At 43.3% G+C, this 26,392-nt stretch carries 26 protein-coding genes and 3 pseudogenes; 4 read left to right on the forward strand and 25 right to left on the reverse strand.

Annotated features, from left to right (window positions below; genetic code table 11):
* The first annotated feature begins 27 nt into the window (after positions 1-27).
* Positions 28-867, forward strand: a complete 840-nt coding sequence (locus ABVF55_RS00860; RefSeq protein ID WP_049472655.1) for a MurR/RpiR family transcriptional regulator — start codon at positions 28-30, stop codon at positions 865-867.
* Positions 868-964: 97 nt separating this feature from the next.
* On the opposite strand, the gene ABVF55_RS00865 is transcribed toward ABVF55_RS00860, so the two are convergent.
* From ABVF55_RS00865 to ruvB, 19 genes and pseudogenes are all read right to left on the reverse strand, one after another.
* On the reverse strand, positions 965-1,852 hold the full coding sequence (locus ABVF55_RS00865; protein WP_445285385.1) for an ROK family protein: 888 nt from the start codon (positions 1,850-1,852) through the stop codon (positions 965-967).
* Positions 1,853-1,867: 15 nt separating this feature from the next.
* Positions 1,868-2,785, reverse strand: coding sequence for a dihydrodipicolinate synthase family protein (locus ABVF55_RS00870; RefSeq protein WP_414378543.1), 918 nt, complete (start codon positions 2,783-2,785; stop codon positions 1,868-1,870).
* Positions 2,786-2,816: 31 nt separating this feature from the next.
* A complete protein-coding gene (locus tag ABVF55_RS00875; RefSeq protein WP_003009419.1) occupies positions 2,817-3,464 on the reverse strand; it encodes a YesL family protein in 648 nt (215 codons plus the stop codon).
* Positions 3,465-3,485: 21 nt separating this feature from the next.
* Positions 3,486-3,938 carry a YhcH/YjgK/YiaL family protein gene (locus ABVF55_RS00880; RefSeq protein ID WP_003015325.1) on the reverse strand — a complete coding sequence of 151 codons (453 nt, stop codon included), beginning with the start codon at positions 3,936-3,938 and terminating at the stop codon, positions 3,486-3,488.
* A gap of 74 nt (positions 3,939-4,012) precedes the next feature.
* Positions 4,013-4,852, reverse strand: coding sequence for a carbohydrate ABC transporter permease (locus ABVF55_RS00885; protein WP_003002334.1), 840 nt, complete (start codon positions 4,850-4,852; stop codon positions 4,013-4,015).
* A gap of 15 nt (positions 4,853-4,867) precedes the next feature.
* A complete protein-coding gene (locus ABVF55_RS00890; RefSeq protein WP_003009412.1) occupies positions 4,868-5,755 on the reverse strand; it encodes a carbohydrate ABC transporter permease in 888 nt (295 codons plus the stop codon).
* Between the two features lie 182 nt (positions 5,756-5,937).
* Positions 5,938-7,254 (reverse strand): extracellular solute-binding protein, encoded by a 1,317-nt coding sequence (locus tag ABVF55_RS00895; protein ID WP_049492285.1) that lies wholly within the window; start codon positions 7,252-7,254, stop codon positions 5,938-5,940.
* Between the two features lie 139 nt (positions 7,255-7,393).
* Positions 7,394-8,092 carry an N-acetylmannosamine-6-phosphate 2-epimerase gene (locus ABVF55_RS00900; RefSeq protein WP_003009406.1) on the reverse strand — a complete coding sequence of 233 codons (699 nt, stop codon included), beginning with the start codon at positions 8,090-8,092 and terminating at the stop codon, positions 7,394-7,396.
* A gap of 170 nt (positions 8,093-8,262) precedes the next feature.
* Positions 8,263-8,649 (reverse strand): hypothetical protein, encoded by a 387-nt coding sequence (locus tag ABVF55_RS00905; RefSeq protein WP_031572794.1) that lies wholly within the window; start codon positions 8,647-8,649, stop codon positions 8,263-8,265.
* Positions 8,650-8,807: 158 nt separating this feature from the next.
* A pseudogene (locus tag ABVF55_RS00910) lies at positions 8,808-8,927 on the reverse strand (alcohol dehydrogenase); the annotation flags it as partial.
* A gap of 206 nt (positions 8,928-9,133) precedes the next feature.
* Positions 9,134-9,457, reverse strand: a complete 324-nt coding sequence (locus tag ABVF55_RS00915; RefSeq protein ID WP_003009394.1) for a hypothetical protein — start codon at positions 9,455-9,457, stop codon at positions 9,134-9,136.
* Complete coding sequence (locus ABVF55_RS00920) at positions 9,457-9,762, reverse strand: hypothetical protein (protein ID WP_049472664.1); 306 nt, start codon at positions 9,760-9,762, stop codon at positions 9,457-9,459. The genes ABVF55_RS00915 and ABVF55_RS00920 overlap by 1 nt, the downstream gene beginning before the upstream one ends.
* Positions 9,763-9,775: 13 nt before the next feature.
* Positions 9,776-10,333, reverse strand: a complete 558-nt coding sequence (locus ABVF55_RS00925; protein ID WP_445285386.1) for a hypothetical protein — start codon at positions 10,331-10,333, stop codon at positions 9,776-9,778.
* Positions 10,334-10,583: 250 nt separating this feature from the next.
* Positions 10,584-13,235 (reverse strand): bifunctional acetaldehyde-CoA/alcohol dehydrogenase, encoded by a 2,652-nt coding sequence (gene adhE / locus ABVF55_RS00930; protein WP_070675944.1) that lies wholly within the window; start codon positions 13,233-13,235, stop codon positions 10,584-10,586.
* Between the two features lie 401 nt (positions 13,236-13,636).
* Positions 13,637-15,439: an acyltransferase family protein gene (locus ABVF55_RS00935; RefSeq protein ID WP_445285387.1), complete on the reverse strand. Its 1,803-nt coding sequence runs from the start codon at positions 15,437-15,439 to the stop codon at positions 13,637-13,639.
* Positions 15,429-15,833: a hypothetical protein gene (locus ABVF55_RS00940; protein ID WP_070660610.1), complete on the reverse strand. Its 405-nt coding sequence runs from the start codon at positions 15,831-15,833 to the stop codon at positions 15,429-15,431. Before ABVF55_RS00940 ends, ABVF55_RS00935 begins: the two co-directional genes overlap by 11 nt.
* Before the next feature lie 28 nt (positions 15,834-15,861).
* On the reverse strand, positions 15,862-16,287 hold the full coding sequence (locus tag ABVF55_RS00945) for a low molecular weight protein-tyrosine-phosphatase (RefSeq protein ID WP_445285388.1): 426 nt from the start codon (positions 16,285-16,287) through the stop codon (positions 15,862-15,864).
* Positions 16,288-16,460: 173 nt separating this feature from the next.
* On the reverse strand, positions 16,461-17,027 hold the full coding sequence (locus ABVF55_RS00950) for a nucleotidyltransferase family protein (RefSeq protein WP_155173136.1): 567 nt from the start codon (positions 17,025-17,027) through the stop codon (positions 16,461-16,463).
* 6 nt (positions 17,028-17,033) lie between these two features.
* Positions 17,034-18,032: a Holliday junction branch migration DNA helicase RuvB gene (gene ruvB, locus ABVF55_RS00955; protein WP_445285389.1), complete on the reverse strand. Its 999-nt coding sequence runs from the start codon at positions 18,030-18,032 to the stop codon at positions 17,034-17,036.
* A gap of 227 nt (positions 18,033-18,259) precedes the next feature.
* Between ruvB and ABVF55_RS00960 the strand changes: the two genes are divergently transcribed.
* From ABVF55_RS00960 to ABVF55_RS00970, 3 genes are all read left to right on the forward strand, one after another.
* On the forward strand, positions 18,260-18,964 hold the full coding sequence (locus tag ABVF55_RS00960; RefSeq protein WP_229100956.1) for a hypothetical protein: 705 nt from the start codon (positions 18,260-18,262) through the stop codon (positions 18,962-18,964).
* 15 nt (positions 18,965-18,979) lie between these two features.
* Positions 18,980-19,687, forward strand: coding sequence for a hypothetical protein (locus ABVF55_RS00965; RefSeq protein WP_445285390.1), 708 nt, complete (start codon positions 18,980-18,982; stop codon positions 19,685-19,687).
* 390 nt (positions 19,688-20,077) lie between these two features.
* Positions 20,078-21,385: a hypothetical protein gene (locus tag ABVF55_RS00970; protein WP_445285391.1), complete on the forward strand. Its 1,308-nt coding sequence runs from the start codon at positions 20,078-20,080 to the stop codon at positions 21,383-21,385.
* A gap of 481 nt (positions 21,386-21,866) precedes the next feature.
* Here the strand turns inward: ABVF55_RS00970 and ABVF55_RS00975 are convergent, their stop codons facing one another.
* The 6 genes and pseudogenes from ABVF55_RS00975 to ABVF55_RS01000 form a co-directional block, all read right to left on the reverse strand.
* Positions 21,867-22,907, reverse strand: coding sequence for an aldose epimerase family protein (locus ABVF55_RS00975; protein ID WP_445285392.1), 1,041 nt, complete (start codon positions 22,905-22,907; stop codon positions 21,867-21,869).
* Between the two features lie 81 nt (positions 22,908-22,988).
* Positions 22,989-23,501: pseudogene (locus ABVF55_RS00980) on the reverse strand (SIS domain-containing protein); the annotation flags it as partial.
* 65 nt (positions 23,502-23,566) lie between these two features.
* Positions 23,567-24,158 (reverse strand): annotated as a pseudogene (locus ABVF55_RS00985) (SIS domain-containing protein); the annotation flags it as partial.
* 83 nt (positions 24,159-24,241) lie between these two features.
* A complete protein-coding gene (locus ABVF55_RS00990; protein ID WP_003002366.1) occupies positions 24,242-24,646 on the reverse strand; it encodes a PTS sugar transporter subunit IIA in 405 nt (134 codons plus the stop codon).
* Between the two features lie 11 nt (positions 24,647-24,657).
* Entirely contained in the window at positions 24,658-25,476 is an 819-nt protein-coding gene (locus ABVF55_RS00995; protein WP_445285393.1) for a PTS system mannose/fructose/sorbose family transporter subunit IID, read from the reverse strand.
* Positions 25,463-26,377 (reverse strand): PTS mannose/fructose/sorbose/N-acetylgalactosamine transporter subunit IIC, encoded by a 915-nt coding sequence (locus ABVF55_RS01000; RefSeq protein WP_023920053.1) that lies wholly within the window; start codon positions 26,375-26,377, stop codon positions 25,463-25,465. The genes ABVF55_RS00995 and ABVF55_RS01000 overlap by 14 nt, the downstream gene beginning before the upstream one ends.
* Positions 26,378-26,392 lie beyond the last annotated feature (15 nt).

A 26,392-nucleotide genomic window follows, 5' to 3' on the forward strand; every position in this document is an offset into this window, starting at 1 on the left:
TTCATCTCGTGAGAAAGGAGGATTGCTGTGAAACAAGATCAAGATTTACGCGCCATTATCGCCAGCCATGAAGCTGAGTTAACAGATATGGAACGCGACATTGCCCAATATTTTTTATCATCCGAAGCACGACAGCACTCCCTGTCCTCTTCTCGTGTAACGGAGTTACTCCATGTCTCAAAGGCAGCTTTAACGCGTTTCTCTCAAAAATGTGGCTTTTCCGGCTATCGGGAGTTTATCTATCATTTTAATGAGGAAACAAAGAATCAAAAACAAGTGCAAGAGCATGATGAACTCACTCTCAGCGTCTTGCAACGCTACCACCATATCAGTAACGTCACTGAAAGTCTGGTAAAAGATTCCCAATTAGATCGGGTAGCTGAACTAATCGATCAAGTAGATCGAGTCTATTTCTTCGGGATCGGTAGTTCCGGTTTAGTCGCTCGAGAAATGAAATTGCGCTTTATGCGACTGGGCGTCGTTTGTGAAGCCCTGACTGATCAAGATGGCTTTGCTTGGACGACCAGTATTCTCGATTCCTCTTGTTTAGTCATCGGTTTCTCATTGTCAGGAGGCACCAACTCCATTACAGACAGTCTCCTGGACGCCAAAGAAAAAGGGGCAAAAACGGTTCTTGTGACTGCTAACCCGGCTGCCATCCACCAAGGATTCACAGAAGTGTTACCGGCCGCACCTCTTCCTAGTAGTACCTATATCGATCGAATCTCCGCCATTTTACCACTCCTCATTGTGGTCGATTTGATCTATGCTCATTTCCTTAATAAAAGCCGAGAACAAAAGGAAATTGTCTTTAATAGTTACTGGGAAAACAAAAAACTTTCTAGTCAACGTTCTCGAAAATCTTAATATGGTCTCCCTATTTAAAAAGCATGAAAGATCAGGTTTTCTTCATCCTTCATGCTTTTTTTAATGAATCAAAAACAAGTCGCCAGCGCGACTTGTTTTATGTTTCATGTTTTTGTCTAAAGTGATAGTAAGCCCCCAACATACCTGCGGCGTTTTGATGGTGGGCAAATTCCAAACGGATCTTATCTGCCAGGCTAGGAACCAGTTCGGCACACAGAGCTTGATAGATTTTTGGCTTGAGGATGGCTTCTTGGGCCATAATGCCCCCTCCGAGAACGATGACCTCTGGGTTGACCACATAAACGATATTGGCCAGTCCTTTACCAAGGTAGGTCACCATCCGATCAATTCCAGCCATACAGATTTTATCTCCCTCCGTTGCCTGCTTGAAGATCCGGCGACCATTCCACTGTTCCACAGGATCACTATGATGTTCTGCCACATACTCGACCAAAGCCGTCGTTGAAGCTAGATCCTGAAAGGCACCGTCTGGCAAATGAAGATAGCCAACCTCACAGGCTGAATTACTAAAGCCATGAAAGACCTGACCATCAAGCAAGAGGCAACCACCGATCCCTGTCCCAATTGTCAGGCAAACAGCATTGTTCGATCCTTTTGCATGGCCTGTAGTGACCTCTGCGAGACCGGCACAGTTGACATCATTTTCAATCTCGCAAGGGATCTGAAAGGTCTCTTCGATTTCCTTTTTGAATTGGGTGCCTGCATAGTTGGGAATTTGTGGGCCTGCATAAAAGATTTCTCCCTTATCAGGATCTACCATTCCGGCTGAAGAAATCGCAACCCCTGCCAAGGGATGCTTCTTCAAATAACGGGCTACGATTTCCTTTGTTGTGTTAAGAATGTGAGGTCCTCCTTTTTGGGCCTCCGTTGGCATTTCATGGGTCTCTAGGAGTTGCCCTTTTGCATCGGCTAGACCATACTTGATACTGGTCCCTCCGATATCAATTACAACATATGGATTCATCTAGACCTCCTTTGATTAAAGGAATCTGGCTTTTGTATCCTGAATGAGTTGAGCAGCACGTTGAATCACTTCTTGATCCGCTTCTACTACTGGCGTCAAAGGGGAGCGAACAGATCCCAAGTCCAAACCTTCATTGATGCGCAAAACCGCTTTGATGACTGCATACATATTGCCATGAGCAGACGTCAAGACTCCGATAATGTCATTGATGGCAAACTGCAGGGCACGCGCAGTCTCTAAGTCTTTCTCAGCAATCAGCTGATTGAGCTTCAAGAAAAGTTCTGGCATCGCACCATAGGTGCCACCGATCCCAGCTTGCGCTCCCATGAGACGGCCACCTAAGAATTGTTCATCCGGACCATTAAAGACGATGTGGTCGTCGCCTCCTAAAGAAGCAAAGGTTTGAATGTCCTGAACAGGCATCGAAGAATTCTTGACTCCAATCACCCGTGGGTTTTTCAACATTTCCTTGTAAAGGCTCGGTGTCAAAGCGACCCCTGCCAATTGCGGGATATTGTAGATGACAAAGTCTGTATTGGGTGCGGCTGCACTGATTTCATTCCAGTAGTGGGCCACACTGTATTCTGGCAAGCGGAAATAGATCGGTGGAATGGCCGCAATGGCATCCACTCCTAGTTCTTCCGCATGTCGTGCCAATTCCACGCTATCCTTGGTGTTGTTGCAGGCTACGTGAGCAATGATGGTCAATTTCCCTTTAGCCACTGCCATCACTTCTTCCAAGATCAGCTTGCGATCGGCCACGCTCTGGTAGATACATTCGCCAGAGGATCCGTTGACATACAAGCCCTGCACACCTTTCGCGATAAAATATTCTACCAGCGCACGTACCCGCTCCGGGCTAATTTCTCCTTGGTCATCATAGCAGGCGTAAAAAGCGGGGATGACTCCTTCATATTTTTTTAAATCTGACATTTTTTCTCCTTTTGTCACTAATAAATTCATTTTATTCTTGGTACTGGGCAAAAATCTTTTCCATTAATCCAACTTGTGCAAAAGCCAAGCTTGAAAAGCCGAACAAGAAAAAGATCATGAGTCCCAATAGGAAAGCTAAAACCGAGCTTGCAAGAGCCATACATAGAAGTAAGAGAGCACTTCCCATGACGAAGAACCAAGGAAAATGTAAGCCTGTCACAATCATGGCTTTTTGCAAACACTCTTTCCAATCCAATTGGTAGCGGGCTGCAATCGGATAAGCAGCCAATAAGATCAACACAAGAAAGAGAAAGAGGCCTAAACAAATGGTTTTCAAAGCTTGGAAAGCTAGGGAAGTTTGCCCCCAAAATAAGAATAAATCAAAGAGACAAATACCTGCAACAATCAGTTCTAAACTTCCTAGTTGCAAGCCTATTTTCCAATTGTCCCGAAAAGCCTTCGCATAACTACGAATCACCGGAACACGACGCTGGTGCTTAATGGCAAATAAGGTCTGATACAAACTAATTTTCGCAATTCCAATCGTGAGAACTGGTAAACAACTTAGCACAAATAAAAGATTAACAGTTACCAAGTCGAGGACCTTCTCACTGATACGCATCACTACATTGTCCGTGTTAAAAACGGTTTTGATCAATCCTGCTCCCTTAGATGACATAGGCACTCCTTTCTAACGTGATCAATCGATCGCAATTTTAAATAGATATTTTTTCACGATATCTTCTTGCCCTGCATAGCCATTGGGCTGGTGAGGCTCCCCTGGAAAGAAAATCGCAAAATTATGATAGCCTAGATGAAGCGGATAAGACTCCTGGCAATGGACAAAACCGATGTCCGATGCTTCATCAAATGCGATAGCCTCACCTGTCACACGAGATCCATAACTCGAAAACTCATGCCCTTCTACTAATAGATGCAAATCGGCATATCTTTTGTGGTGTTCAAAGCGATCATTTTCTGCTTTGTTGAGGGTATTTTCTTGAACGACGAGAAAGACCTTATCCCCATCAATATCGTATCTCCCCAATTCAAAAGAATCCTTCCGATGCTCATAGAGAAAGTCAATGGCCTGATCCAGATTGGGGTGGATTCCTTTGTAAAAGGTGATGTTTTTTAAATCATCAAATATCATATTCTCATCCTTTCGATACTTCTCAGCCTTGAAAACCGATCTGTACATAACGATCGTTTGTCCAAACGGACGACTTATCCTTTGACCGCTCCCATGGTAATCCCTTGTGTGAAGGATTTTTGGAAAACCAGGAAGACCGTAACGATTGGCACTGCAGCTAGGGCTGCCCCAGCCATGATCAAGCCATAGTTGGTGGCCATTTCAGCCTGCATGGTTGCAACCCCTAGTGAAATAGTCAAGTTTTGCCGAGAGGTCAGCATTACCAATTGCATAAAGTAGTCGTTCCAGGTGTTGATAAAGGTAAAGATGGCAAGGGCTGCAAATCCCGGCTTGACAATTGGGAAGGCAACGCTCCAGAAAGTTCGCAACTCTCCACAACCATCGATCTTAGCAGATTCTAAGAGTTCTGTTGGGATGTTTTCACTAAATTGCTTCATCAAGAAGACCCCGAATGGCCATCCGACCAATGGTAGAATAACCGCTGCAAGGGTATCATGGATCCCCATAAAGTTAATAATCCGTACCAATGGAACTAAGACAACTTGTTTCGGAAGGGCCATAGCTGCAATGAAGATGGCAAAGAGAATTCGTTGCCCATAGAAGCGTTTCTTAGCCAAGACATAACCTGCCAAGGAAGAGGTCATACACACCAAAAGCATAGTTGCAAGGGAGATGAAGACACTATTCCACAACCATTGTAGGGCTGGGTTTTGTACCATCAACTGTTGGAAGTTTTCCATGGTTGGTGTCTTTGGCCACCATTGAGGTGGAATCATAATGGTATCTGGCTGAGACTTAAAGGCCCCTGTCAAAATCCAATAAAATGGGAAAATGAACAAGACTGTCAAAAGGAGCAAAATGATCGTTGAAATCACTGTAAAGGCAGTGATGGGTTTCTTTTGTGTTGGTTTCATCTGAGGCTCCTTTCTTTAGTATTCTACGTCGTTTCCGAGGATCTTGAATTGCGCAAAACTGATAATGGCAATCATCACCGCAAGGAAGACACCCATGGTGTTGGCATAACCGTATTCAGAGAGTTTAAAGGCTTTTTCATAGAGGTAGTACATAAGGGTACTCGTTGAGTAGTTAGGACCACCGGATGTCAACAATTGGATCAAGGCGAAACATTGGAAAGAGTTAATGGTCGTAATGATGGCAATGTACAAAGTTGTTGGCAACAAGCTTGGCCATTTGATCTTCCAGAAAACTTGAAATTCTGTCGCACCATCCACACGCGCGGCTTCTACGAGGGAATTATCAATATTTCCCATAGCAGCGATGTAGAGGATGATCGGTTGACCAACTGAAGTGGTCAACAAAATAATGATGATGGCCATCAAAGCCCAGTGTTTGTCCCCCAACCAAGAAATGTTTTGGTTGATGACATGTCCAGATTTCAATACAAAGTTCAAAATCCCTGATAGTGGATCATAGATCCATTTCCATACAACCGTTACCGCTACACTCCCTGTAACAACTGGAAGGAAGAAGACGAAACGATAGAAGGAACGCGCAATAGCATTTTGATGGTAGGTCTGAGAAGCCACAAACAAGGAGAACAATACGACGATCGGAACGGATCCGATAACGATGATGACAGTATTGATCAAGGACTTCACAAAGACCTTATCCGCAAACATGCGGGAATAATTTTCTAAACCGACAAACTTAAAGGATGTCATAGAATAGTTGAAGAAACTTGTCACAAAGCCCATGATCATGGGTGCTAGGACAAAGACCGTAAAGAAGATTAAAATGGGTGCTAGGAATGCGTAGGAAACGAGCGTCTCCCTCATTCGGATTTTGTTTACCTTCACAGTAAGGCACCTCCTAGTGTTCTTTTTCTATTTTCTTTTCTAAACATATCTTCCGACTTAAGAAAAGAAGATCCAGAAAGAATGAAGACCCCTTCGTTCCTTTCCAAAAAGAGAAATACGGATTCGAAGGGGCCTGCAAATTCTCGTTTCTATGAAAGACTTAGGTCCGATTCATAGACTGATTATTTTTTCGTAATGGTTTCGTTTGCTTTTTCAGTAAAGGTCTTCAAAGCTGGTTCTGCTTTTTCATCCCCGTTTGAAACAGATTGCAACATTGGGAACCATAGGGTCCGCATTTCTGCAAAACCGTTGATCGTGTTGTAGTATGGTGAGTAGTATTTTGTCCAAGTGCTGATGGTTTCCATCCGTTTGTCATCGTACAACTTACCAAATGAACTACGAACTGGAAAGGCTCCTGTACGCACAACATCTTTTGGACCCCATTCTTTGTCGTCTGCGATGAACTGTATAAATTTCTTAGCAGCAGCAATTTTCTTTTCATCTTTATTATTGAAGACTGCAAATCCATTGACAAGGTATTCCAATTTTGGCTTGCCTGAGTCAGATGGGAATGGCACTTCTACTACTTCGACCTTACTTGCATCCAACAATTTAGCTTGGATACCGTTTTGTGAAGGCGCCCACAAGATAGTGTAAGAAGTTTGACCATTCGCAAAGTTTTGGATATCTGCTCCACCATCGAATTGAGAACCATTCATCATCAAGCCGTCATCGATCCATTTAGAAGCTTTTTCCAAACCTTTGACAAATTTTGGATCATCAGTTGTATACTTGGTTACTTTTTCATCAGTAACAGAACCACCATAAAGGTTGGCAATGAAGGCACGAGTTCCTTGGTCTCCACCTTGACCATTACTGAAGAGTGATCCTGGTGTGTAGCCTTTGTCTTTCAAGGCTTTCAAGACTTTTTCAAAGTCGTCTGTTGTCCAGCCTTCTTTGACAAGATCCAACACGCCTGCATCTTTGAGCATCTTCTTATTCATCGCCATGTAGAATGGTGCTGAACTAATTGGATACATGTAAGCTGTGTCGCCTGCCTTGCTGGCTTGGATGATATTTTCATTATTGACATCTTTGACAAAATCTTCGGTAAAGAGATCGTTCAAATCAGCCAATTTTCCATTTTTACCATACTGAATGATCCGTCCAGGTGCATCAAAGAGTACATCTGGAGCAGTTCCTGCTTCAATAGCCGTTGTGATCTTTTCAGGACCTGACTTGAAGTCAATCGTTTCCAAATTCACGTGGATATCTGGATTTGCTTTTTCAAAAGCTGCAATAATTGATTTTTCGTAGGTTCCGACACCATCATCTGCTTTTTCTTGAGTAAAGACTGGGAATGCCCACCAGGTAATTTCTGTTTTACCAGAATTTCCTCCAGAAGATTCTGATTTTGATCCTCCGCCAGAGCCACAAGCTGCGAGTGCTAGAAGAGCTGCACCAGCTACCAACGAGCACAATACTTTTTTCATTTTCATGTGATTTCTCCTCACAATTTACGGTAAGATTACTCTTACAGGGGGTTATCCTCAATGAGGACGCCTATTCTTGTTCATGTTTCAGATTCGACTACTCTCTATTCGGTCTCCTCCTCCTTCAATCTACTGTTTTGTTTTCTCATTTTAAGGCTGCGACGAAGCGCTCTGTAATCTCTTTTGGTCGGGTAATGGCGCCACCTACGACGATACCACGAACACCGAGATCATGGATTTTCTTGGCCTGATCAGGGTAGTGGATCTTGCCTTCTGCGATGACATCTACTCCTGCTTGGCAGAGACTATGGATCAGTTCAAAATCTGGGCCATCAACCTTTGGACTGTAGTCCGTATAGCCCGAAAGGGTCGTTCCGACAAAGTCCACTCCCGCTTCGACAGCTGTCAATCCTTCTTCCAGAGTCGAAATATCAGCCATCAAGAGTTGGTCTGGATATTTCTCTTTGACTTGATGGATAAAGTCACTAATCGAAAGTCCATCATGACGTGGACGTTTGGTACAATCAAGCGCAATGACCGCGATATCCAAAGCTGCCAACTCATCGACTTCTTTCATAGTAGCTGTGATAAAGGGTTCTTCAGGTGGGTAATCGCGTTTGATAATCCCAATGATCGGTAACTTGGTCACTTCCTTGATTTCCTTGATATCCCGGACACTATTGGCTCGGATTCCGACAGCTCCACCCTGCTCCGCCGCTTTGACTAAGAGAGGAATAACTCCTCCTGCTTCTGTATAGAGCGGTTCATGAGGGAGGGCTTGACAAGAAACAATGATGCCATCTTTGATTTGTTCAATCAGTTCATCTTTTGTAATCTTTGACATAACTCCTTCTCCTTTGATAATAAGGCAACTCGAGTACTTGTAAATTGATTATAATCTATTTTTAAAGCGCTTACAATATTAATCGTGCAATTGGATTATAGTTTCACATTTTAGGGCAAAATAAAAAGATCTCTGAAACTAGTTTCAGAGATCTAGGACATGGTGATTCCTTAGGCCATCTTTTGAGTCGCTTTTTCCTTTACGACAAATACAAAGCCGATAGAGCCGACGACGGCTCCAAGCAAGATCCAATAGACCATATCCGATGAAGCCATTGGGCCTGCCAAGAGACCTGCTAATAAAAAGAGATCGATATACAGTCGGGTATCCCGATAAAAGGTCCAATTGAAATGGTAGCTACCTTCTGGATACTGACGCGTCGATACAGGCGGTTGAAAGACCTGCAGCAAGATCAAAATCCCAACAAAAGCAAGATAAGCTAGGCTAACTACCGAAAGCGGAGCCCGCATCGTCAACGCCACAGCCGCTAAAAGCAAGACCAAGATCCAGAAATGGAAGTCCATCCAGAATTCACGATGATAACAAAACCGTTTCATAAGATCACACCTTTCTCTTTATGTAATCGTTTTCTGTACTTCTATTATAAGACAACAAATTTATTTTGCAAGGAATCATTGGCTTTTGGGGGTTGAAAATAGGACCAGAATATCTCTGGTCCGTCTAAAAAAACTATGAACAAATATTAGTTGCCACTTCATTCACTGATATCATTTTCGATAATCACCTTGAGAGCATGGTTTTCACCCGCATGTTTAAAGACATCATAGGCTTTTTCAACTTCTGAGAGTTTGAAGTGGTGGGTGATGAGCTTAGTCCAGCAGTTGCAGATTGCCTGCAGATACATAAGTTGCAGCTTTCATAAGCGACTCCTTTTTTGTTGGTTTGATAAAACCATTTTGTTTTCGTTTATTTGTGAATATTATAACATACTAAGTAAGCGCTTGCAAGAATTTATAGGCACATTTTTAAAAGTTTTTGAGCAAACAAAAACATTCCTCTTATCTCTACCAGAGGAATGTTTCAATCACCTTGTTCTAATTGTTGACGCTGCTTGTAGTATTCTTGCTGCTCGCGCTCACGTTCTTCTTCTAAACGCTCTTCATAGCGCTTAAGTTCTGCCTCAAACTCTTCTTGCAAGGCAAATAAACGCTCCAAGCCACTTTGAGCCTCCGCACTTGGGGCTTGAAAATGCAAGGCACTCAGCCAGTCTACTAAATTTTCTGTATGTTGGCGGACATCCATACGCATATCCGCATAATCCCACTCCAACTCGCTAAGCTTTTGATTGAAGCGGTAATGTCGATCTTCTAGTTGTTCTAATTCACTATTTCCTGAATGGTACATCACATACCTCCTTTAATCGGACTCAATAAAATCGGCTTCTTCACTGCTTTCAGTGCTGTTTCTACCGCGTCTGCTGCTCCTCCTGTAAATCCATCTTTCAAATCACTAACGAGGGTCGTTGTAGCAAAAGAGCGCATCTTTTCGGATTGACCGCCCAAGGTTACCTGCAAACTCATCCCTTCCAACATCATCAAGGCTTTCTGCGTTGCAATCAAACTTCTGATCGCAATCCGCTCTTGCTCCTTTTTAATCTCTCGATGGAGCTCCTCAATTCGTTCTCTGTCCTCTCCCAGGATCTCTAACATCTTTTTCTCCTACTTATGAAAAATCAAAGGCCGTCGCTTGTCCCTTGTCCAAGTCCACCAATTGAGCTGATGCAGCCTCCAGCTGACCTGCCAAATCTGACAAGCGAGTGGAATAGGCCTTTGCTTGGGCGAGGTTCTCCGCCTCTACCGCTTGGTCCCAACAAGCATCCATGGAGAACTCTCCTAATAGTTGCTCCACTTCTGCGTCTGTTAAAAATTGGGCCATGCTGTGGGCCATTTGTGACACCTCAGCGACCTTATGAGAAACCGTCTCCTTGGCCTCTTCCAGCTTATCCTTGACCGCTGCCTCAAAGGCAGTTGCTTGCGCTGAAGCATTCTGCGCTACCGCCAGCACCAATTCCTCCCGCAATTGAATGGTCTGGGTTCCAGACGCGCTCGCTAGTTGCTGATGGAGGCTAGAAATGCTTGGCTTTTCCTGCCCATACATGGAGACCACTGAAGCAGATGATGGCTGATTTTCTGAAGTGGAAGTTTCCCGATCTCGTTGGGGCATTTCAATAATTTTCTGTGCCTGATCTTGTCTTCCTTGCACGTCACCTTCTAACTCCATTTGAGATGGCCTCCTTTCTTGGATTTATTTTTTCGTTTCCTATAACTGAAAAAGGATCATAACCCTTCAGCTACAGGCAGATTCACACACTATAGGGTAACATAAAATAGCTCGGAATGCTATAAAAATAACACAATTTCTGAAAAAAGTCTAATTTTTTATGAAAAAACGAGTTTTGGACCCAAATAGCAAAAATCCCCCGCTCTTTCGAGTGGGGGTAGCTGATAAACATCAGTTGTTCCTTGGCGTCTTATTTACGACGTCCTGGACGTTCCTTGTAACCATAGTAAGCATCTTCGATGATTTCTTGCATATGGTCTACCATTGGAAGACGTGGGTTAGCTGGTGAACATTGATCTTCGTAAGCAAGGAAGGCCAATTCACGAGAATGTTTCTTCCATTCTTTTTCATCGATACCTTGTGCTTTGAAGTTCATTTCGATACCACAGCGTTCACCGAGTTCGTATACAGCTTTTGCGTAAGCTTCAACGGCTTCTTCTGGAGTAGAGCATGGAAGTCCTAGCATACGAGCGATATCTTGGTATTTTTCATCTGCACGGTAGTAGTTGTACTTAGGCCATGTAGCTGTCTTAGCTGGGCGTGTACCGTTGTAGCGGATAACGTATGGAAGCAAGATGGCATTGGTCCGTCCGTGGATGGTGTGGAATTGCGCACCGATCTTGTGGGCCATTGAGTGAGAAATACCGAGGAAGGCATTGGCGAAGGCCATACCTGCGATGGTTGACGCATTGTGCATCTTTTCGCGTGAATGGAAGTCCGCATTCTTGACTGAGCTTTCCAAGTTTTCAAAGACAAGTTTAATAGCTTGAAGAGCAAGACCATCTGTGAAGTCGCTAGCCATTTGTGATACGTAAGCTTCTGTCGCGTGCGTCAAGACGTCCATACCAGTGTCTGCTGCAACAGATCCTGGAACTGTCAATACCAAGGCAGGGTCTACGATGGCAACTGTTGGAGTCAATGAGTAGTCTGCGATTGGGTATTTACGGTTGTTTGCTTTATCAGAGATAACGGCAAATGGAGTTACTTCAGATCCTGTACCAGATGTTGTTGGGATCGCAATAAATTTAGTCTTCTTACCAAGCAATGGGAACTTGAAGGCACGTTTACGGATATCCATGAATTTTTGTACCAAGTCACGGAAGTCCACTTCTGGTTGTTCGTAGAAGAGCCACATAACTTTGGCCGCATCCATTGGTGATCCACCACCGAGAGCAATGATCGTATCTGGTTTGAAGGCACGCATGATCTCTGTACCACGTTCAACAGTTGTGATATCTGGATCTGGTTCAACGTCTGCAAAGATTTGGTAAACTACCTTATTGCGACGAAGGTCAAGCTGTTCGATGATACGATCAAGGAAACCAAGCTCTACCATAGCGTGGTCTGTAACGATCATGACACGTTCAACGTCACGACATTTTTGTAGGTATTCAATTGAATCACGTTCAAAGTATGTTTTTGAAGGAAGTTTCATCCATTGCATGTTATTTCTCCGGCGTCCGACTTTTTTGATATTCAAGAGGTTGATGGCACTAACGTTGTCCCCAACAGAGTTGCGTCCGTAAGAACCACATCCAAGTGTTAATGATGGCAAGAAGGCATTGTAAACATCCCCGATACCACCGAAAGTCGAAGGAGAGTTGCAGATCACACGAATAGCTTTAACTGCTTTACCAAATTCTTTGGTCAATTCTTCATCAGCAGTATGGATGGCTGCTGAGTGACCAAGACCGTTGAATTCAACCATTTGGCGAGCTTTGTTAATTCCGTCTTCACGGCTTTCAGATTTCAAAACAGCGATGACTGGTGACAATTTTTCACGAGTCAACGGTTCTTTTTCACCAACTTCTTTACATTCTGCCGCAAGGATATTGGTTCCTTCTGGTACAGTGAAGCCAGCTTGTTCAGCGATCCATGCTGCTGGTTTCCCAACGATGTCCGCATTCAATTTCGCACCCGCGCAGTTCTTGCTGTTGGCTTTTACGCCGAAGCAGAACTCTTCAAGAAGGGCTTTTTCTTTTTTGTTAACAAAGTAAGTGTGGTAAGATTTGAATTCTTCAACAAACTCATCGTAGATTTCTTTATCGATGATAACCGCTTGTTCAGACGCACAGACCATACCGTTGTCAAATGATTTAGACATGACGATATCGTGTGCTGCTTGGCGGATGTTGGCTGATTTTTCAACGTAAGCAGGCACGTTTCCGGCACCAACCCCAAGAGCTGGTTTTCCACAAGAATAAGCAGCTTTCACCATGGCGTTACCACCGGTCGCAAGGATCGTAGCAACTCCTTCATGGTTCATAAGGGCACTGGTTGCTTCCATAGAAGGTTGGGTAATCCATTGCACACAGTTCTCAGGTGCTCCAGCTGCAATTGCCGCATCGCGTACGATTCGTGCCGCATGAGCAGATGATTCTTGAGCAGATGGGTGGAAGGCAAAGACGATAGGGTTCCGTGTCTTCAAGGAAATCAAAGCTTTAAAGATTGCTGTTGAAGTTGGGTTGGTTGTAGGTGTGATTCCGCAGACAACTCCGACTGGCTCAGCAATCAGGGTCAAACCAGTGACGTCATCTTCTGAAATGACACCAACTGTTTTCGTGTGACGCATGTTATTTACTACGTGTTCACAAGCGAACAAGTTCTTCGTCGCCTTGTCTTCAAAGACTCCACGACCAGTTTCTTCATAGGCATGAAGAGCGAGCTCACCGTGAGCGTCAAGAGCCGCCACAGATGCTTTCGCCACAATGTAGTCTACTTGCTCCTGATCCAATTTGCGCATTTCTTCAAGCGCCACCAGCGCTTTTTGCACCAACTCGTCTACGTGTTTTTCAGCAGCGAGTTTCTTTTCTTCAGGTGAGAGAGTTTTTTTATCAGCCATTTGATGCTTTCCTCCAATGTTTGAAACCCTTATCCTTTTCTAGAACTTTTCCATGTTTTCTGAAATTTTCAAGAATAGTGTAAGAAATTTCGATTTGTTAATTATTTCACAATATAATTGTACTCTATTTTGAGATTTTTGTAAACACTTCCAAGCAACTTTCACAAAGATTTTTTGAAGTTTGTGAAATTTTTATCATTCTTATTGCTGTGAAAGCAATTGTCTAGCAAAATTGTGAAAAAATAATTAAAAAAATTTTTTCTTCACAAAGAGATGTTTTCAATTGATTTTTGTAAGCGTTTTCTTAATCTTACTAAAATAAGCAGCTTTTTACAAGTAAAAAGTTGCTTTTTGTTTTATTTTGTTAGGATTTGTTTTGTTTCAGTTTCAGAGAAGCATTGTTACTTCTTGACCGGACCTTTTTCGGCCTTATCAAGGGCTTCTTTGACTGTTTGAGCATAGAGTTCCCCACCATTGGTTTCCATATTGAAGTGAACAGAGTCTGTTCCCACCCAAATGTTTGGATTTTCAATTGCTACTTGGTACCAGTCCGCAATCGTGATAAAGTCGTATTTCTTAGCTAGTTCCAACTCATAAAGACGCGTTTGAACCGATTCACTGGACTGATCGTTGGCATAGCGACCATCATATGGTGTCACAAGGATCAGGCGACGGCCTTTTGGAAGTTTCTCAACATACTGATCCAGCAATTCTTTGTAGTTACTTACAGTATTGGTTCCTAGGGCAATGACCACATTTTTTAGGAGAACTTTATTGGAGATGTCAGTCTCAAAGACCTTCATTCCATTTTCCAACTGACGGCTCACCACTGCATCAATCTGGATGCCAGGGATGGCTTTAGTCAGGTAGTCCTGCGCTCGCAAGTTAACCGAATCACCGATCATGGTCACACCATTTGAGACGTTATAGTCTGTTGCAGTCGCATTGTCCACCTGCATCCGTGTGACCTGCATTTTGCTGTCTGCTTGATTGAGCCCACTCACTACCAAACTCTCATCAAAAGCTCCGACTGTTGGTGCAAAGGCAGAGATCCCGATCATCAAGAGAGCTAATGGAATCATGAGGTAAAAGATTGGCTTGGTCAAAAAGCTGAGATCCATCTTCATACCAAAGACACGAGGCTCCTTGCCTGCAATGGTTGGCTCCAAAATATAGAAGGACAGAGCCGTTAGAATCAAGGAAACGATCATCGTCACAAGGGCTGCCATCATATTTCCCAAATGTTGAGAGAAGATGATAAAGAAAGGCCAGTGGAAAAGGTAAACACCATAACTGGTATCTGCCAAGAAATTGAGGATGGCTGGTTCCTTTTTATCCGGCGTCTTCTCATGGAGAATGCGGGTCGACAGAATCATGGCACAAGCTGCGATTGTCGCTGCTAAAAAGCCAAATAGATAGGTCCACAAGCTATCAAATGGCAAGAAAAGACTGAGCACAAACAAGAAGGCAAAGCTTCCACCCAAGACCGATAAGGTCTTTTTCATGCTCCAAGACTGCACCAGCTTTGTAAAGTTCGGGCTGACATTGGCAATCCCTGTCACCGTTGCTAGACACGATCCCGCAAAGAAGGGGAAGATGTGAGTGAAGCTAGAAAAATAGATGGTGGAGAAATTAGCTGTCAGAAAGGCGCGGATGAACATGGACAAGAAGGTGAAGAGAAAGAGTCCGCTGGACGCCAGGAAGAGCATACCTCGGTATTTCCCAACCGTCTTAGCTCGCTTAGCCAAGAACCATGCCAAAAGTGCCCAGAGCACATAGTAATGCACTTCTAGGGCCAAACTCCAGGTATGAAGGAAGAGATGCGGAATGAAGTTGCTTTCGTAACTACCACCCGTTGCCATCTCAAAGAAATTGGTCACAAAACCGAAGACCGCCGCAATCTGAGTCCCAATACCAGCCACGTAGTCCCGTTGGACCATAAAGGTAAAGGGCATCACGACCAAGACCATAAAGACAAGGGGTGGTACGATCCGGTAAAAGCGCCGTTTCAAGAATGCCAGGTAGTCGATTCCTTGCTTGCGCGCAAATTCATCGATCAAGAGCGCTGTAATCAAAAATCCTGAGAAGGTGAAGAAAATATCTACCCCAATGAAGCCTCCAGGAAAGGCCTTTTGGAAGAAATGGTAAAGCAATACCAATAAGAGTCCTGTAACACGGACTAGTGAAAACCATTTAATGCGCATTTTGATAAATCCCCTGCTTGAATGTTCCTTTGTATACGACGTTGGCTTCTGTGGTTAAGGTACCTTTGCCCTCCGGCTGGCCATTAACAAACTGCCCTTCATAGGTCCAGCCATCCTTGGACTTAAACTTACCATAGCCGCTAAAAGAGCCGTTGACGAGGTTACCTGTGTAGGTATCCCCATTTTTAAAGGTGACGGTTCCCTTGCCATTCATCTTGCCACGGACCAAACTTCCGTCGTAACGGATCGCCCCCTTATCCAAGGTCAAGACACCCTGACCCGGAATGGCTGAAAAGAAAACCAGCAAAGCAGATAGAATAATCACGACTAATGCTGCTATTTCTAAATTTTTTCGCGTCAGATAGACCTTATAGGTCTCATAAAATTCTTTCATATTCTGTATTCTCTCACATATCAAACTCTTAAGAAGTTGCTAACTGATCTAACCAAGCCTTACAGCCGCTCAGGACTCTGGAATAGGTCTCCTCAAAATCACCGGTATACCACGGATCTGGCACACTTTCAGCAGCAAAAAGATGAATCTTGTGCTCTGTCCCTGCAGGAGCCATTTGCTTCAGATCTGCTACATTGTTTTCGTCCATCCCTAGAATCAAATCAAAGTTGTAAAAATCCTCTTCCTTGATCTGTAAGGACGTCTTAGCTAGATCATACGGGACCTGGTGTTGTTGAAAGATTTTCTGGGTTCCCCGATGGATGGGATTGCCATGTTCCCAGCTCGAGGTGGCCCGACTTTCAATCTCATACTGATCCGTCAAGTCCTTCATGACAAACTCCGCCATGGGGCTCCGACAAATATTTCCTAAGCAGACAAAGACGATTTTTTTCATGATTCCACCTAACTCCTTGTTCGGACTGCCCAACCTAGCTGAGCTCTTGGCTTTCCACTATGGAAAACCAGCATACTATTACTATTATAACAAAAATGTGACAGAAAGATGACAAAGGGGCTCCATCATTTTAAAGAAAAATCAGATTCCTTTTTCAAATCTGATCTGTTTCTCTATTTTGGAAAACGAACCTCTAATGGAGGCCATTTACTCTGCCAATCCTTCTTTTTCATCCGCTCTGTATAAACCGCTAAACGCTCTGGGCTGGCTAAAAAATGTGGAGTCGGCTGAACGATGAAGTCTTCGATATCCTTTGTCCCATAAGGGAGAAAGAGCTCTAGCTGACCATCTTTCCTCAAGCGAACTGCAAGTGCCGTACACTGCTCGGGGTATTTGGAAACCGCATCACAGGCACTGCGATAAGGAGCCGTCCCCGGACTATGCTGGTGCATATAGACTTGATTTTTGACTTCCCAAGCGTACTGGGGATAGGTCTTCTTTAATTCCTGCTCGATCTGGAGAGTCTCCTCATAGCTGATCGCAGGGTCATAAAAGACCAGATCCAGATCGGTTGTCGCGTCAAACCCTGGTCTTCCAGAGAGCTCGTTCCAGATGAAATTGCGCACCGCACCCGCTGCTAACCAGGCATCTGCTAAGTCTAGATCTCGAATAATAGCCAAGACAGTCATCATCTCCGGATCTGCTTGGATCTGTTCTACGATTGTTTCTTCCGTCAGCATCTTCTTCTAGTCTCCATTGTAGGGATAACCCAGATGTTCATAAGCCCTGCGAGTCGCCACGCGCCCTGTCCGGGTCCGCATGATAAAGCCTTTTTGAATCAAGTAAGGCTCATACATATCTTCTACGGTCTCGCGCTCTTCGGCAATATTGACCGATAGAGTCCCAAGCCCGACCGGGCCACCGCCGTACATCTCAATCATGGTGCGCAGGATCTTTTGATCGACATAGTCCAGCCCTTCATGGTCCACATCTAGCATAGAGAGGGCCTTGTCGGTAATGGTATCGTCAATCAAGCCGTCGCCCATAATCTGGGCAAAATCGCGTACCCGTTTCAGCAAACGGTTGGCAATCCGAGGGGTCCCACGACTACGAAGAGAAAGCTCTTCGGCAGCTTCGTGGGTAATCTCCATCTCAAAAATCTCGGCGGTCCGCTCGACAATCTCTGTCAGATCATCCTGCTCATAGTATTCCATGTGTCCGGTAATCCCAAAGCGAGCGCGCAAGGGATTGGACAGCATACCAGCTCGCGTCGTTGCCCCAATCAAAGTGAAAGGAGGAAGGTCCAGATGGACACTCCGGCTGCTCTCACCAGCGCCAATCATAATGTCGATGTAAAAATCTTCCATGGCGCTGTAAAGCACTTCTTCGACTGACATAGGAAGACGGTGGATCTCATCGATAAAGAGGACATCCCCCGGCTCTAGATCATTGAGGATAGCTACCAAGTCACCGGCCTTTTCAATGACAGGACCAGAAGTCTGCTTGAGATTGACGCCCAGTTCATTGGCGATGACAAAGGCCATGGTGGTTTTTCCAAGCCCCGGAGGGCCAAAAAGAAGGACATGATCCAGCGCTTCATCCCGAAGCTTAGCTGCCTCAATAAAGATTTTCAGCTGGTCCTTGACCTTATCTTGACCAATATATTCATGTAAGTATTGCGGGCGCAACGTCCGTTCAACGGCCTCTTCATCGCCCATGATTTCATTGTCTAAAATTCTACTCATACAGTCTATTATAGCAAAAAATGATACCTTCGGTACCATAAATAGAATGTGTTTTTTAAAGATCCTGGTTCTCACTAGCGTTCGTTAGAATAAGTTGAACGGTTGCCCTCATCGCCAACCTTTCTTTTTATTATACAGTCCCTTCTTCATCTATCGCTCACCATTTCACTTTATAATTATTTCCTTTAATGATAAAATTAAAGCAACAACGTTTAGGAGGTAAATTTATGTTTACTAAAACAAAGAAGATCCTTTTCGGTTTCTTGGCATTCTTTGCAGTGCTCCTTATTGCGGGATGTCAGTCTTCTCCATCGCAGTCTTCTCAAACAGATAAATCTCCTCAAACAATAAAAGCACCACAAGATCTTACAAAGGATCAACAAGGAACTTGGAAATGGACTGACCAACAAATGACCATTCAGAAAGTATTCCTAGCTTCTAATATCAAAAAACTAGCCGCCGTACTAATGCTTGATGACTTCGATAAGGTTAAGATGACGATGACTATTAAAGATAAAACCGTTGAATTGAAGTACCATTTTGATTACAGAGAACTGTATGAGGATCAAGCATTTGCAACAGGAGAGAACAAAGCGAATTATGAATCGTATTTAAAAAATAAAACTGCTGAATTTAAGAACTACATTCCAAATTTGAAACATACAAAGATTACTCTTGACGAACCTAATTATGCCTATGATTACTCTCTAACTGGAGAAATCGATACGCAGAAACATACTATTACGTTCCCTGAAACACCTACATTTTTAAGTAGAATTGTTATGGGAACCACGTATAACTCGCTTGTACCAATTACTTATACTTACACCGTTGAAGGTAACCAAATAACACTTTATGCTGAAGGTAAAGATGAACAAAGTCATTTTAGAGTAATACGTCTTCGTTTCAATTACGTAGGAGACAATCATTAGAAGGAGTGATCAATCATGAACAATATGAAAAAAAGTTCCCTATGGATGTTTTCCCTTCTTGCTCTTCTATTTGTATCAGGATGTGGGCAACAGAAACAACAGCAACAGAAACAGCAAACAACCGCTGAGACTACAACAGTTGCACCTACCCCAGTCTCACTAGAAGGAGACTGGAAAGCTGTAGATTTTAGAGATACAGTAGAACGTACTTTCTTAATTTATTATGATGATGCTAATAGTCGATTAAAGGTTACTGAAGCCTTCCAAGATATCGTTCCGACTCTAAAAATTACAGGAACAGATATAACTTATTCTTATAGTGCAGATATGAATAAGTATATTGATTTTTATGCTGAACAGAATAAAGATAAATATCCTACAAAAGAAGAAGCTACTGCCATCCTTCTAGGCGTAAGAGAAAAGAAATTTGGAAGTTTTAAACATCAAACTGGAACGTTTGATAACGATACAAAAGTGTTAACTGCAACGTTAAATGATGGGGTTTTAAACGAGAATGCAAAAACGATCGTATTCCCTGAAGTGCCAAACATCTTTGGAGTTCTACCTCTTTATATTAATTCTACAGACGTACCAATTACTTATCACTACGAATTGAATGGTGACATCCTTACAATTTATGCTGAGAAAACGTACGATGAAACTGGTGCTCATCTTGTTTATCCAATGAAATTCAAGAAAGTTTCAGATCCTAAAACTAATTAAATAACTCACTGAGAGTGGGACAGAAATCGGTAATTCGTTAGAATTCGATTTCGTCGTCCCACCTCCGCACAGTTGAGTAGGGCTGTAAAAGCTGATGAAATCAGCGTGGTAGAGCCCACTCAACCACTGCGTCTTGCTCGACAATCCAAAAATAATTGAGAGGCTAGGACTTTTGTCCCAGCCTCTTTTGTGTGCAAAAAATAATTTAGGAAACCTTGAGAATCTCATCTATTGGGTACTCTGCTACATAAAATTTTTCCGTTTCTTATGTTGAATAATCGGTCAAGTTACAAAACAAAATTGTGATTCGTTTGAAAGCCCTTGCAAAACAATTGTGTTGCACGTATAATATAAGCGTAATACAATCATCTATTTTAAGGAGGTCTAGCGATGATTAGACGTTATAAAAAATTATTTTTAGCATTCGTTGCTCTGCTCTCAGTCTTCCTACTAGCTTCTTGTTCTCAAAAACAAAGTGGCTCTAAAAATGCTGCTAAAACAGAAACAGCAAAAGTCGAAACGATTGATGGCGAATGGGAATTAGTCGATACTCTCGATGCTTTAACGGAATCCATCGGTGCCTATACCCTCCATGGAATCCACTTTGCACACTTGCTTGAATCTGTTAAAGACTTCAAAATGGACATGAAGATTGAAAACAATACGGCAACGATTAAATACGACTATAACATTGATAACTTTATTAAAGCTTTCTACACTGTCACAACAGAAGCTAGAGGCAAGACTGAAGAAGAATTCAAAAAAATCATGTATGACTCTCATGAAGGATTTGCAGGCGACTTTAAGAAATACAAAGTCAGCATGAATAAAGATACTGGCGTGTTTAGCTACGAAGCAACGGGTTCTATTGATCAAGGTGCCAAAACAATGACCTTTGATGAAGGACTTTCAGTAGCAAACTCATTCTTCTTCTCATTCGGTGAAAATCGCGTTTCGCCAAACACATATCACTACGAACTAAAAGATGATATGCTTTATGTCACGATTGACGGAAAAGCGAAGAAAGATAATCTTCCCGTTCACTATGAACTACACTTCAAACGTAAAGGAAGCACTACTCAAAAAGACCCCGTTCCAATTGAAGGAAAATGGCAAGCCATCGACTTCCGACCAGCTCTTGAACGTAGCTTAGCCTTTAAAGATTTTGACAATGATGATTCGGCTATCAAGCTGATCTATCCTGAGGCATGGAAAGATTTAAAACCAACGTTGAACATTACAGGTACATCTGTTGAATTCGACTATACTGTATCTCTAGCAGATGGTTTTGGAAGATTCTACGATTACTTAAAACAAAAAGATGCATCTAAAGTGACTCAAACGAAAGACGAATATATTAAAAATCAATTTACCAAATTATCAGTCAATCTACAGGATGGCGCTAAAGACTTGCCCAATACAACTTATGAATTTGATAGAGGTAATGCTAAAATTCATTCTGCATTGAAGAACGGTAAATTAGATACAGCAAACCAAACGATTATCTTCCCAGAAGCTATCAATATTGTGCAACTTGCAACCATGTCCATTGGACCTGTCGCTAAAGAAACTACGTATAAATACTCTATTGATGGAGATATTTTAACGTTGACGATTGAGCAACGCGATGGACGGAATAATCTAAATACGATTATTTCAGCAAAATTCAAAAAAGTGTCTGATGCAACGAGCAAGTAGTCATTCCACTGCTCCTTGAGATTTTCTCAAGGAGCTTTTTTCTGTGCAAAAAAATAAAGAGCTTACGCTCTATTAAAATACTTCGGTACCTTTGGTTCGGTTAGGAAGGAACGTAATTTTCGCTCCGCTCAAACTGCATCAATATCTCTAAGTTCGGTTGAACTCTCTGAGTTCACCTCATTAATTTTTTAAAGATCGTAGTTCTCACTTGCGTTCGAACTGCGTCAACGTACCTAAGCTCACTAACGTTCGCTAAGGTACGTAGAAAAAAGCCACCGGTTTTGGTGGCTCTTATAGGGAGATTATTATGAAAAAGTTTTAGGAGTTTTATCATTCAAAGTTAGGAGGTCTTTGATGATGGTATTAGTATACGACGGGAAGCTTAAAGTTTCCTTATAGTCTTTTTAAAAAATTTTTTTCTAAAAAAGAGAGGTTTCAAGCAAGGTTTTCACATCCTTGTTTGTCACCCTCTCTTTCTTATCTATTTCTTAGCGATGGCATGGTAGCTGGTCTTGCTGGTGAAGGCTTGACCTGCTCTCAAGATGACCTTCTCAGCTTGGTCGCTATGAATGGCGTCTGGTACGATTTGGAATTCCAAGGCCAGGCCATTGTGTTGAACCATTGGTTGCCCTTCCAGATAAACAGTATCATCCACAAAGTTAGCTGAATACACCACCAAGGCGGGAGCTTCTGACTTGAAGGTCAAGAAACGTCCAGATGGCTGATGGTAGAAAAAGCCTGCATTCTCATGCCCTTCTGGCAGAGCGAAAGGATGGTCCAAGCCTTCTACCAGGCGGATTTGCGGATCCGAATCCTTAAAGAGATCCTCTAAGAGCATAGCTTGGTAGAGATGCTGAACGATCGGACTCTCTTTATCCACAGTGTGAAGAGGGACACCGTCGGGATGGATAGGGTAAAGCCCTTGATGGTTGATCTGAAAGACATGGTCATTAATCGGCTGAGTGAAGTTGCCTGATAGGTTGAAATAGCTGTGATTGGTCGGATTAACTAGAGTATCTTGGTCCGTTTCTACTCGATAGCTGATTTCCAACTCCCCTGCTTCCGTCAAGCCATAGGTCACCCAGATCTTGAGATTTCCAGGGAAACCGCCGGTACCATCTGCACGCTCTGTATACAGAGTGATTTCCTGATCCGTTACCGACTCAACGCTAAACAAGGCACTGTCCCAGCCCGTCGGTCCACTGTGGTTGCAGTTAGCACCGTTATTGGCTTCCAAGTGATAGGTTTGACCATTGAGTTCAAAACTTGCCCCTGCAATCCGGCCTGCTACCGGGCCAATACTAGCCCCATATTTAGGGCTATTGCCCACATAGTCCTCAAAGCGATCAAAGCCTAGAATAATATTCGTAAACTGATCTTCTTTATCAGGTGTCACATATTCTAAAATCGTCGCCCCATAGGTCATGACAGATAATTGGTAGCCCTTATCATTTTCGAGGCGATAAGCCCGAACCTCTTGATTCTGCCATTCCCCAAACACGCTTTCTTGATACTGTTTCACAAACCTTCTCCTCTCACTGTTTTTCTCCATTGTATCAGTTTCACAAGAAGAAACACTCCACTTTTTATAGAAAATTAGTGGCTATTCTTTATGAAATGGATGAATGATCACCCCTTGAACAACCCGATTGACGGTACCAGTTGGTGAAGGTGTATCTGGGCGATTTTGCACCTTGAGTGAAGTCAAAAGAGAAATCAATTGACCATAGATAATGTATGGGAAGGCACGGTAGATATCTAGGGAGTCTGCTGATGCTTCCACCAACACTTCCCGTACATGCTCAATCCCTGCAGCTTGATCGGTCCAAAGGACAACTTGACGGGCAATTTGATCCCCTGCAACTTCTCGAACCAAGTCCAGATCATACTGGCGGGTGTATGGATCAATGGATCCAAAGACTAAGACGAGAGTTTGGTCATTGATGAGGGATTTCGGACCGTGACGGAAACCGACAGGACTCTCATACATGGTTGCGATTTTGCCTGCTGTTAATTCCAAAATCTTGAGCTGGGCTTCATGGGCTAGGCCAAAGAAAGGGCCTGCCCCCAGATAGATCACGCGCTCAAAGTCCAGATCGACCACTTCCTTGACCTCACGATCCTGCTCCAAGATTTGCTCAGACAGATCAACCAGCTCTGCTACTCGTTTTTCCTTGATCTCTTCCTCGCTTGGATCAAAGACCAAGAGAGCTGTCAAGAGCATGGAGGTAAAGCTAGAGGTCATGGCAAAGCCGGCATCATTGGTTTCTTTGGGTTGGAGAAGCAAGAGATTGCGCTCATCCCCATGGGCTTGCTGGGCCAGTTTTCCTTCTTCGGCACAGGTAATGGTGATCTGATAGAGCTCATCAACCAGATCTTGGGCCAACTGCACGGTTGCGACACTTTCTGGCGAATTGCCACTCCGGGCAAAAGATACTAAAACCGTCGGAACCTCTTTTTTCAAATAGGTTTGAGGATGAGCTACGATATCCGTCGTCGCAATGGATTGAAAATTCCAGTGGCGTTCATCGTGCACTTCCTGCAAATATGGAACCAAGGTATCCCCCACATAGGCTGAGGTTCCTGCTCCTGTCAAGATGACCTTGATATAGGCATGCTCTTGCCCAATTTTTTCTAAGAAAGCTTTTATTTCCGCTTTTCTTTCTTGGTACAAGCGAGCCGTTTTTTTCCAAACACTTGGTTGTTGGTAGATCTCACGTGTTGTGATCTCTGCTCCTAGCTCCTGCAAGTCTTTTTTTGTATAGTCTAACATAGAACCTGTTGTTCCTTTCTACAATCTAACGTTGATAAATGGGAAAGGAGCCTGAGATGATGCTCCCAGACTCCCATACCAACCTACTCATCTTCATCATCATCAAGGTTTGACAAGAGGTCATTGACCTTGACAATACTTTCTTTTGCACGTTCAGGGTAGTCCCCTTCATTACCAGTCAGGCTGCTATTGATGAATTCGATGACCATCGGAAGATTCATCCCTGCGTATAAGTCAATCGCACGCCCTTCAAGGATCAAGCGGCTCACGGTGTTGCAAGGAGTTCCTCCCAAGAGATCTGCAAATACAATATAGTCTTCTAGACCTTGGACTGTTGCTTCAAATTTAGCAGTAAAGTCTTCTGGTCCTTCTTCTGGTAAGAGTGCAACCGTATGGATGGATTCTTGTGGTCCCATAATCATCTCTGTGCTAGCTTTAAGCTCTTCACAGAAGCGACCATGGCTGACCAATACTAACTCTTTTGCCATACCTTACTCCATTATGCCATTCCAAAGAAGAAGTGGCCAAATGCTGAGAATGCGATTGCTGCAAGGATGATGAGCAAGATAGCTTTTGTAGAGTTCATACCCTTACGTCCAAGCAACCAGAAGATTACACCTGTGATGATAGCTGGTACCAAACGTGGGAAGATAAGGTTGAGCATATCTTGAATTTCAATCGCTTTGTCCCCAATGTGTGGAGTCCAAGAAACTTCAACACCAATCATGCTGGCAATCAAGGCACCAACCATGAAGATACCCAGAACGGCAGCTGCGTCGATCAAAGCTGTCAAGGTACTTTGCATGTTGTTGATGAGGTTAACCCCTTCTTTATAGGCAAATTCCAACTGTTTCCAACGGAAAATGTCATAAGCAACTGCTACAGCGATCCACAAGAAGATACCGGCTGGGTTTCCTGCAACAGCCAAAGTTGCTGCGATTGAACCCATAATAGCTGGTACCAATGATCCAAAGATGGAGTCCCCAAGAGGAGCGAATGGTCCCATGAGACCTGTCTTGATCCCGTTCACCGCATCTTTTGATTTGACACCATCTTTTTCTTCCAAAGCAAGGTCAAAACCAGTGATAATGGTGTGGAAGAATGGTGAAGTATTGAAGAATTGCGTATGCAATTTCATCATTTCTTTCAATTCTGGAGTGCCATCACCATACATTTTACGCAACTGAGGTAAAAGCATATAAAGGTAACCAGAAGCCTGCATCCGTTCGTAGTTCCAACCCAATTGGAAGGTGAAGAGGCTACGTTTGTTGATTTGTTTAAAATCTTCTTTTGTTAGTTTGTAATTAGAATTCGTCATCTTCAATTTCCCCGCTTTCTACATTGCTTGCTGGAGCAGCTACGACTGTACGTTGGCTGTTTTTGAAGTGTTGCACTGCAAGGAAGATACCGATAATGGCAATACCAATCATAGATACACTCTTGAAGTTGTTAACAAAAGTAATAGCTTGTTCTTTTGGAAGTTTAGCGAACACATCAGAACCAACAATGCTAGACACTGCAGCACCAAGGCTTTGAACATTGCTATAAAGCACTGTCAACATTGCTGTTAAGCCAAAACCAAGTGCAAGATAGTGAAGGTTACGACGAACAGGAAGGTAACGAAGCAAGATCGCAAATCCAAGACCTGGAAGCATTTGACCTGCAAGTTTCAGACCGTTTGCCAACCATTGTACATTAGCAAGACCTGTAACAACAGTTTCTACGAAAGAACCACCAAATGCAAGAGCCAAGAAGACTGGAAGGGCACGAGAAAGAGCCCAAGGAACAGCACCAAGAAGGTAGTTGCGTTCAATTCCTTTATAGTCGTAACGTTCGATCGCAGCATCTACACGGTGAGCGAAGTAAGTTGTAGTCATACGACCAAGAATATCAAAGTAGGTCAACAAAGTTGCTACCGGCACAGCGATTGTAGCAATAGCAATCTCTGGATCAATCCCTTTTGCTACTGAGAAGGCAGTCGCAAGAACGGCACCAGATGTTGCGTCAATACGAGAAGCTCCACCGAAAGTACCTACACCGAGCACTGTCAATTGAAGAGAAGCTCCGATAAATAGACCTGTCTTTAAATCCCCCATGACAAGTCCTGTAATGAAACCAGCAAAGACTGGTGATCCTGCTGATGAAACAATCGTCAACTCATCACAGATTTGATAAGCTGAGTACAAAGTAAGTAGTAAAATTTGCCACCATTGTATCATGACAATTTCCTCCTA

Source organism: Streptococcus sp. KHUD_012, assembly GCF_052588255.1.

Bases quoted from the DNA above. Each gene is read 5' to 3' on its own strand.
- ABVF55_RS00865 (WP_445285385.1), bottom strand. From the start codon at position 1,852: ATGAATCCATATGTTGTAATTGATATCGGAGGGACCAGTATCAAGTAT.
- ABVF55_RS00990 (WP_003002366.1), bottom strand. From the start codon at position 24,646: ATGGCAAAAGAGTTAGTATTGGTCAGCCATGGTCGCTTCTGTGAAGAG.
- ABVF55_RS00960 (WP_229100956.1), top strand. From the start codon at position 18,260: ATGTTTACTAAAACAAAGAAGATCCTTTTCGGTTTCTTGGCATTCTTT.
- adhE (WP_070675944.1), bottom strand. From the start codon at position 13,235: ATGGCTGATAAAAAAACTCTCTCACCTGAAGAAAAGAAACTCGCTGCT.
- ABVF55_RS00965 (WP_445285390.1), top strand. From the start codon at position 18,980: ATGAACAATATGAAAAAAAGTTCCCTATGGATGTTTTCCCTTCTTGCT.
- ABVF55_RS00925 (WP_445285386.1), bottom strand. From the start codon at position 10,333: ATGGAGTTAGAAGGTGACGTGCAAGGAAGACAAGATCAGGCACAGAAA.
- ABVF55_RS01000 (WP_023920053.1), bottom strand. From the start codon at position 26,377: ATGATACAATGGTGGCAAATTTTACTACTTACTTTGTACTCAGCTTAT.
- ABVF55_RS00950 (WP_155173136.1), bottom strand. From the start codon at position 17,027: ATGCTGACGGAAGAAACAATCGTAGAACAGATCCAAGCAGATCCGGAG.
- ABVF55_RS00870 (WP_414378543.1), bottom strand. From the start codon at position 2,785: ATGTCAGATTTAAAAAAATATGAAGGAGTCATCCCCGCTTTTTACGCC.
- ABVF55_RS00905 (WP_031572794.1), bottom strand. From the start codon at position 8,649: ATGAAACGGTTTTGTTATCATCGTGAATTCTGGATGGACTTCCATTTC.
- ABVF55_RS00885 (WP_003002334.1), bottom strand. From the start codon at position 4,852: ATGAAACCAACACAAAAGAAACCCATCACTGCCTTTACAGTGATTTCA.
- ABVF55_RS00895 (WP_049492285.1), bottom strand. From the start codon at position 7,254: ATGAAAATGAAAAAAGTATTGTGCTCGTTGGTAGCTGGTGCAGCTCTT.
- ABVF55_RS00940 (WP_070660610.1), bottom strand. From the start codon at position 15,833: ATGAAAGAATTTTATGAGACCTATAAGGTCTATCTGACGCGAAAAAAT.
- ABVF55_RS00920 (WP_049472664.1), bottom strand. From the start codon at position 9,762: ATGTTAGAGATCCTGGGAGAGGACAGAGAACGAATTGAGGAGCTCCAT.
- ABVF55_RS00945 (WP_445285388.1), bottom strand. From the start codon at position 16,287: ATGAAAAAAATCGTCTTTGTCTGCTTAGGAAATATTTGTCGGAGCCCC.
- ABVF55_RS00915 (WP_003009394.1), bottom strand. From the start codon at position 9,457: ATGTACCATTCAGGAAATAGTGAATTAGAACAACTAGAAGATCGACAT.
- ABVF55_RS00995 (WP_445285393.1), bottom strand. From the start codon at position 25,476: ATGACGAATTCTAATTACAAACTAACAAAAGAAGATTTTAAACAAATC.
- ABVF55_RS00900 (WP_003009406.1), bottom strand. From the start codon at position 8,092: ATGTCAAAGATTACAAAAGATGAACTGATTGAACAAATCAAAGATGGC.
- ABVF55_RS00935 (WP_445285387.1), bottom strand. From the start codon at position 15,439: ATGCGCATTAAATGGTTTTCACTAGTCCGTGTTACAGGACTCTTATTG.
- ABVF55_RS00880 (WP_003015325.1), bottom strand. From the start codon at position 3,938: ATGATATTTGATGATTTAAAAAACATCACCTTTTACAAAGGAATCCAC.
- ABVF55_RS00970 (WP_445285391.1), top strand. From the start codon at position 20,078: ATGATTAGACGTTATAAAAAATTATTTTTAGCATTCGTTGCTCTGCTC.
- ABVF55_RS00875 (WP_003009419.1), bottom strand. From the start codon at position 3,464: ATGTCATCTAAGGGAGCAGGATTGATCAAAACCGTTTTTAACACGGAC.
- ruvB (WP_445285389.1), bottom strand. From the start codon at position 18,032: ATGAGTAGAATTTTAGACAATGAAATCATGGGCGATGAAGAGGCCGTT.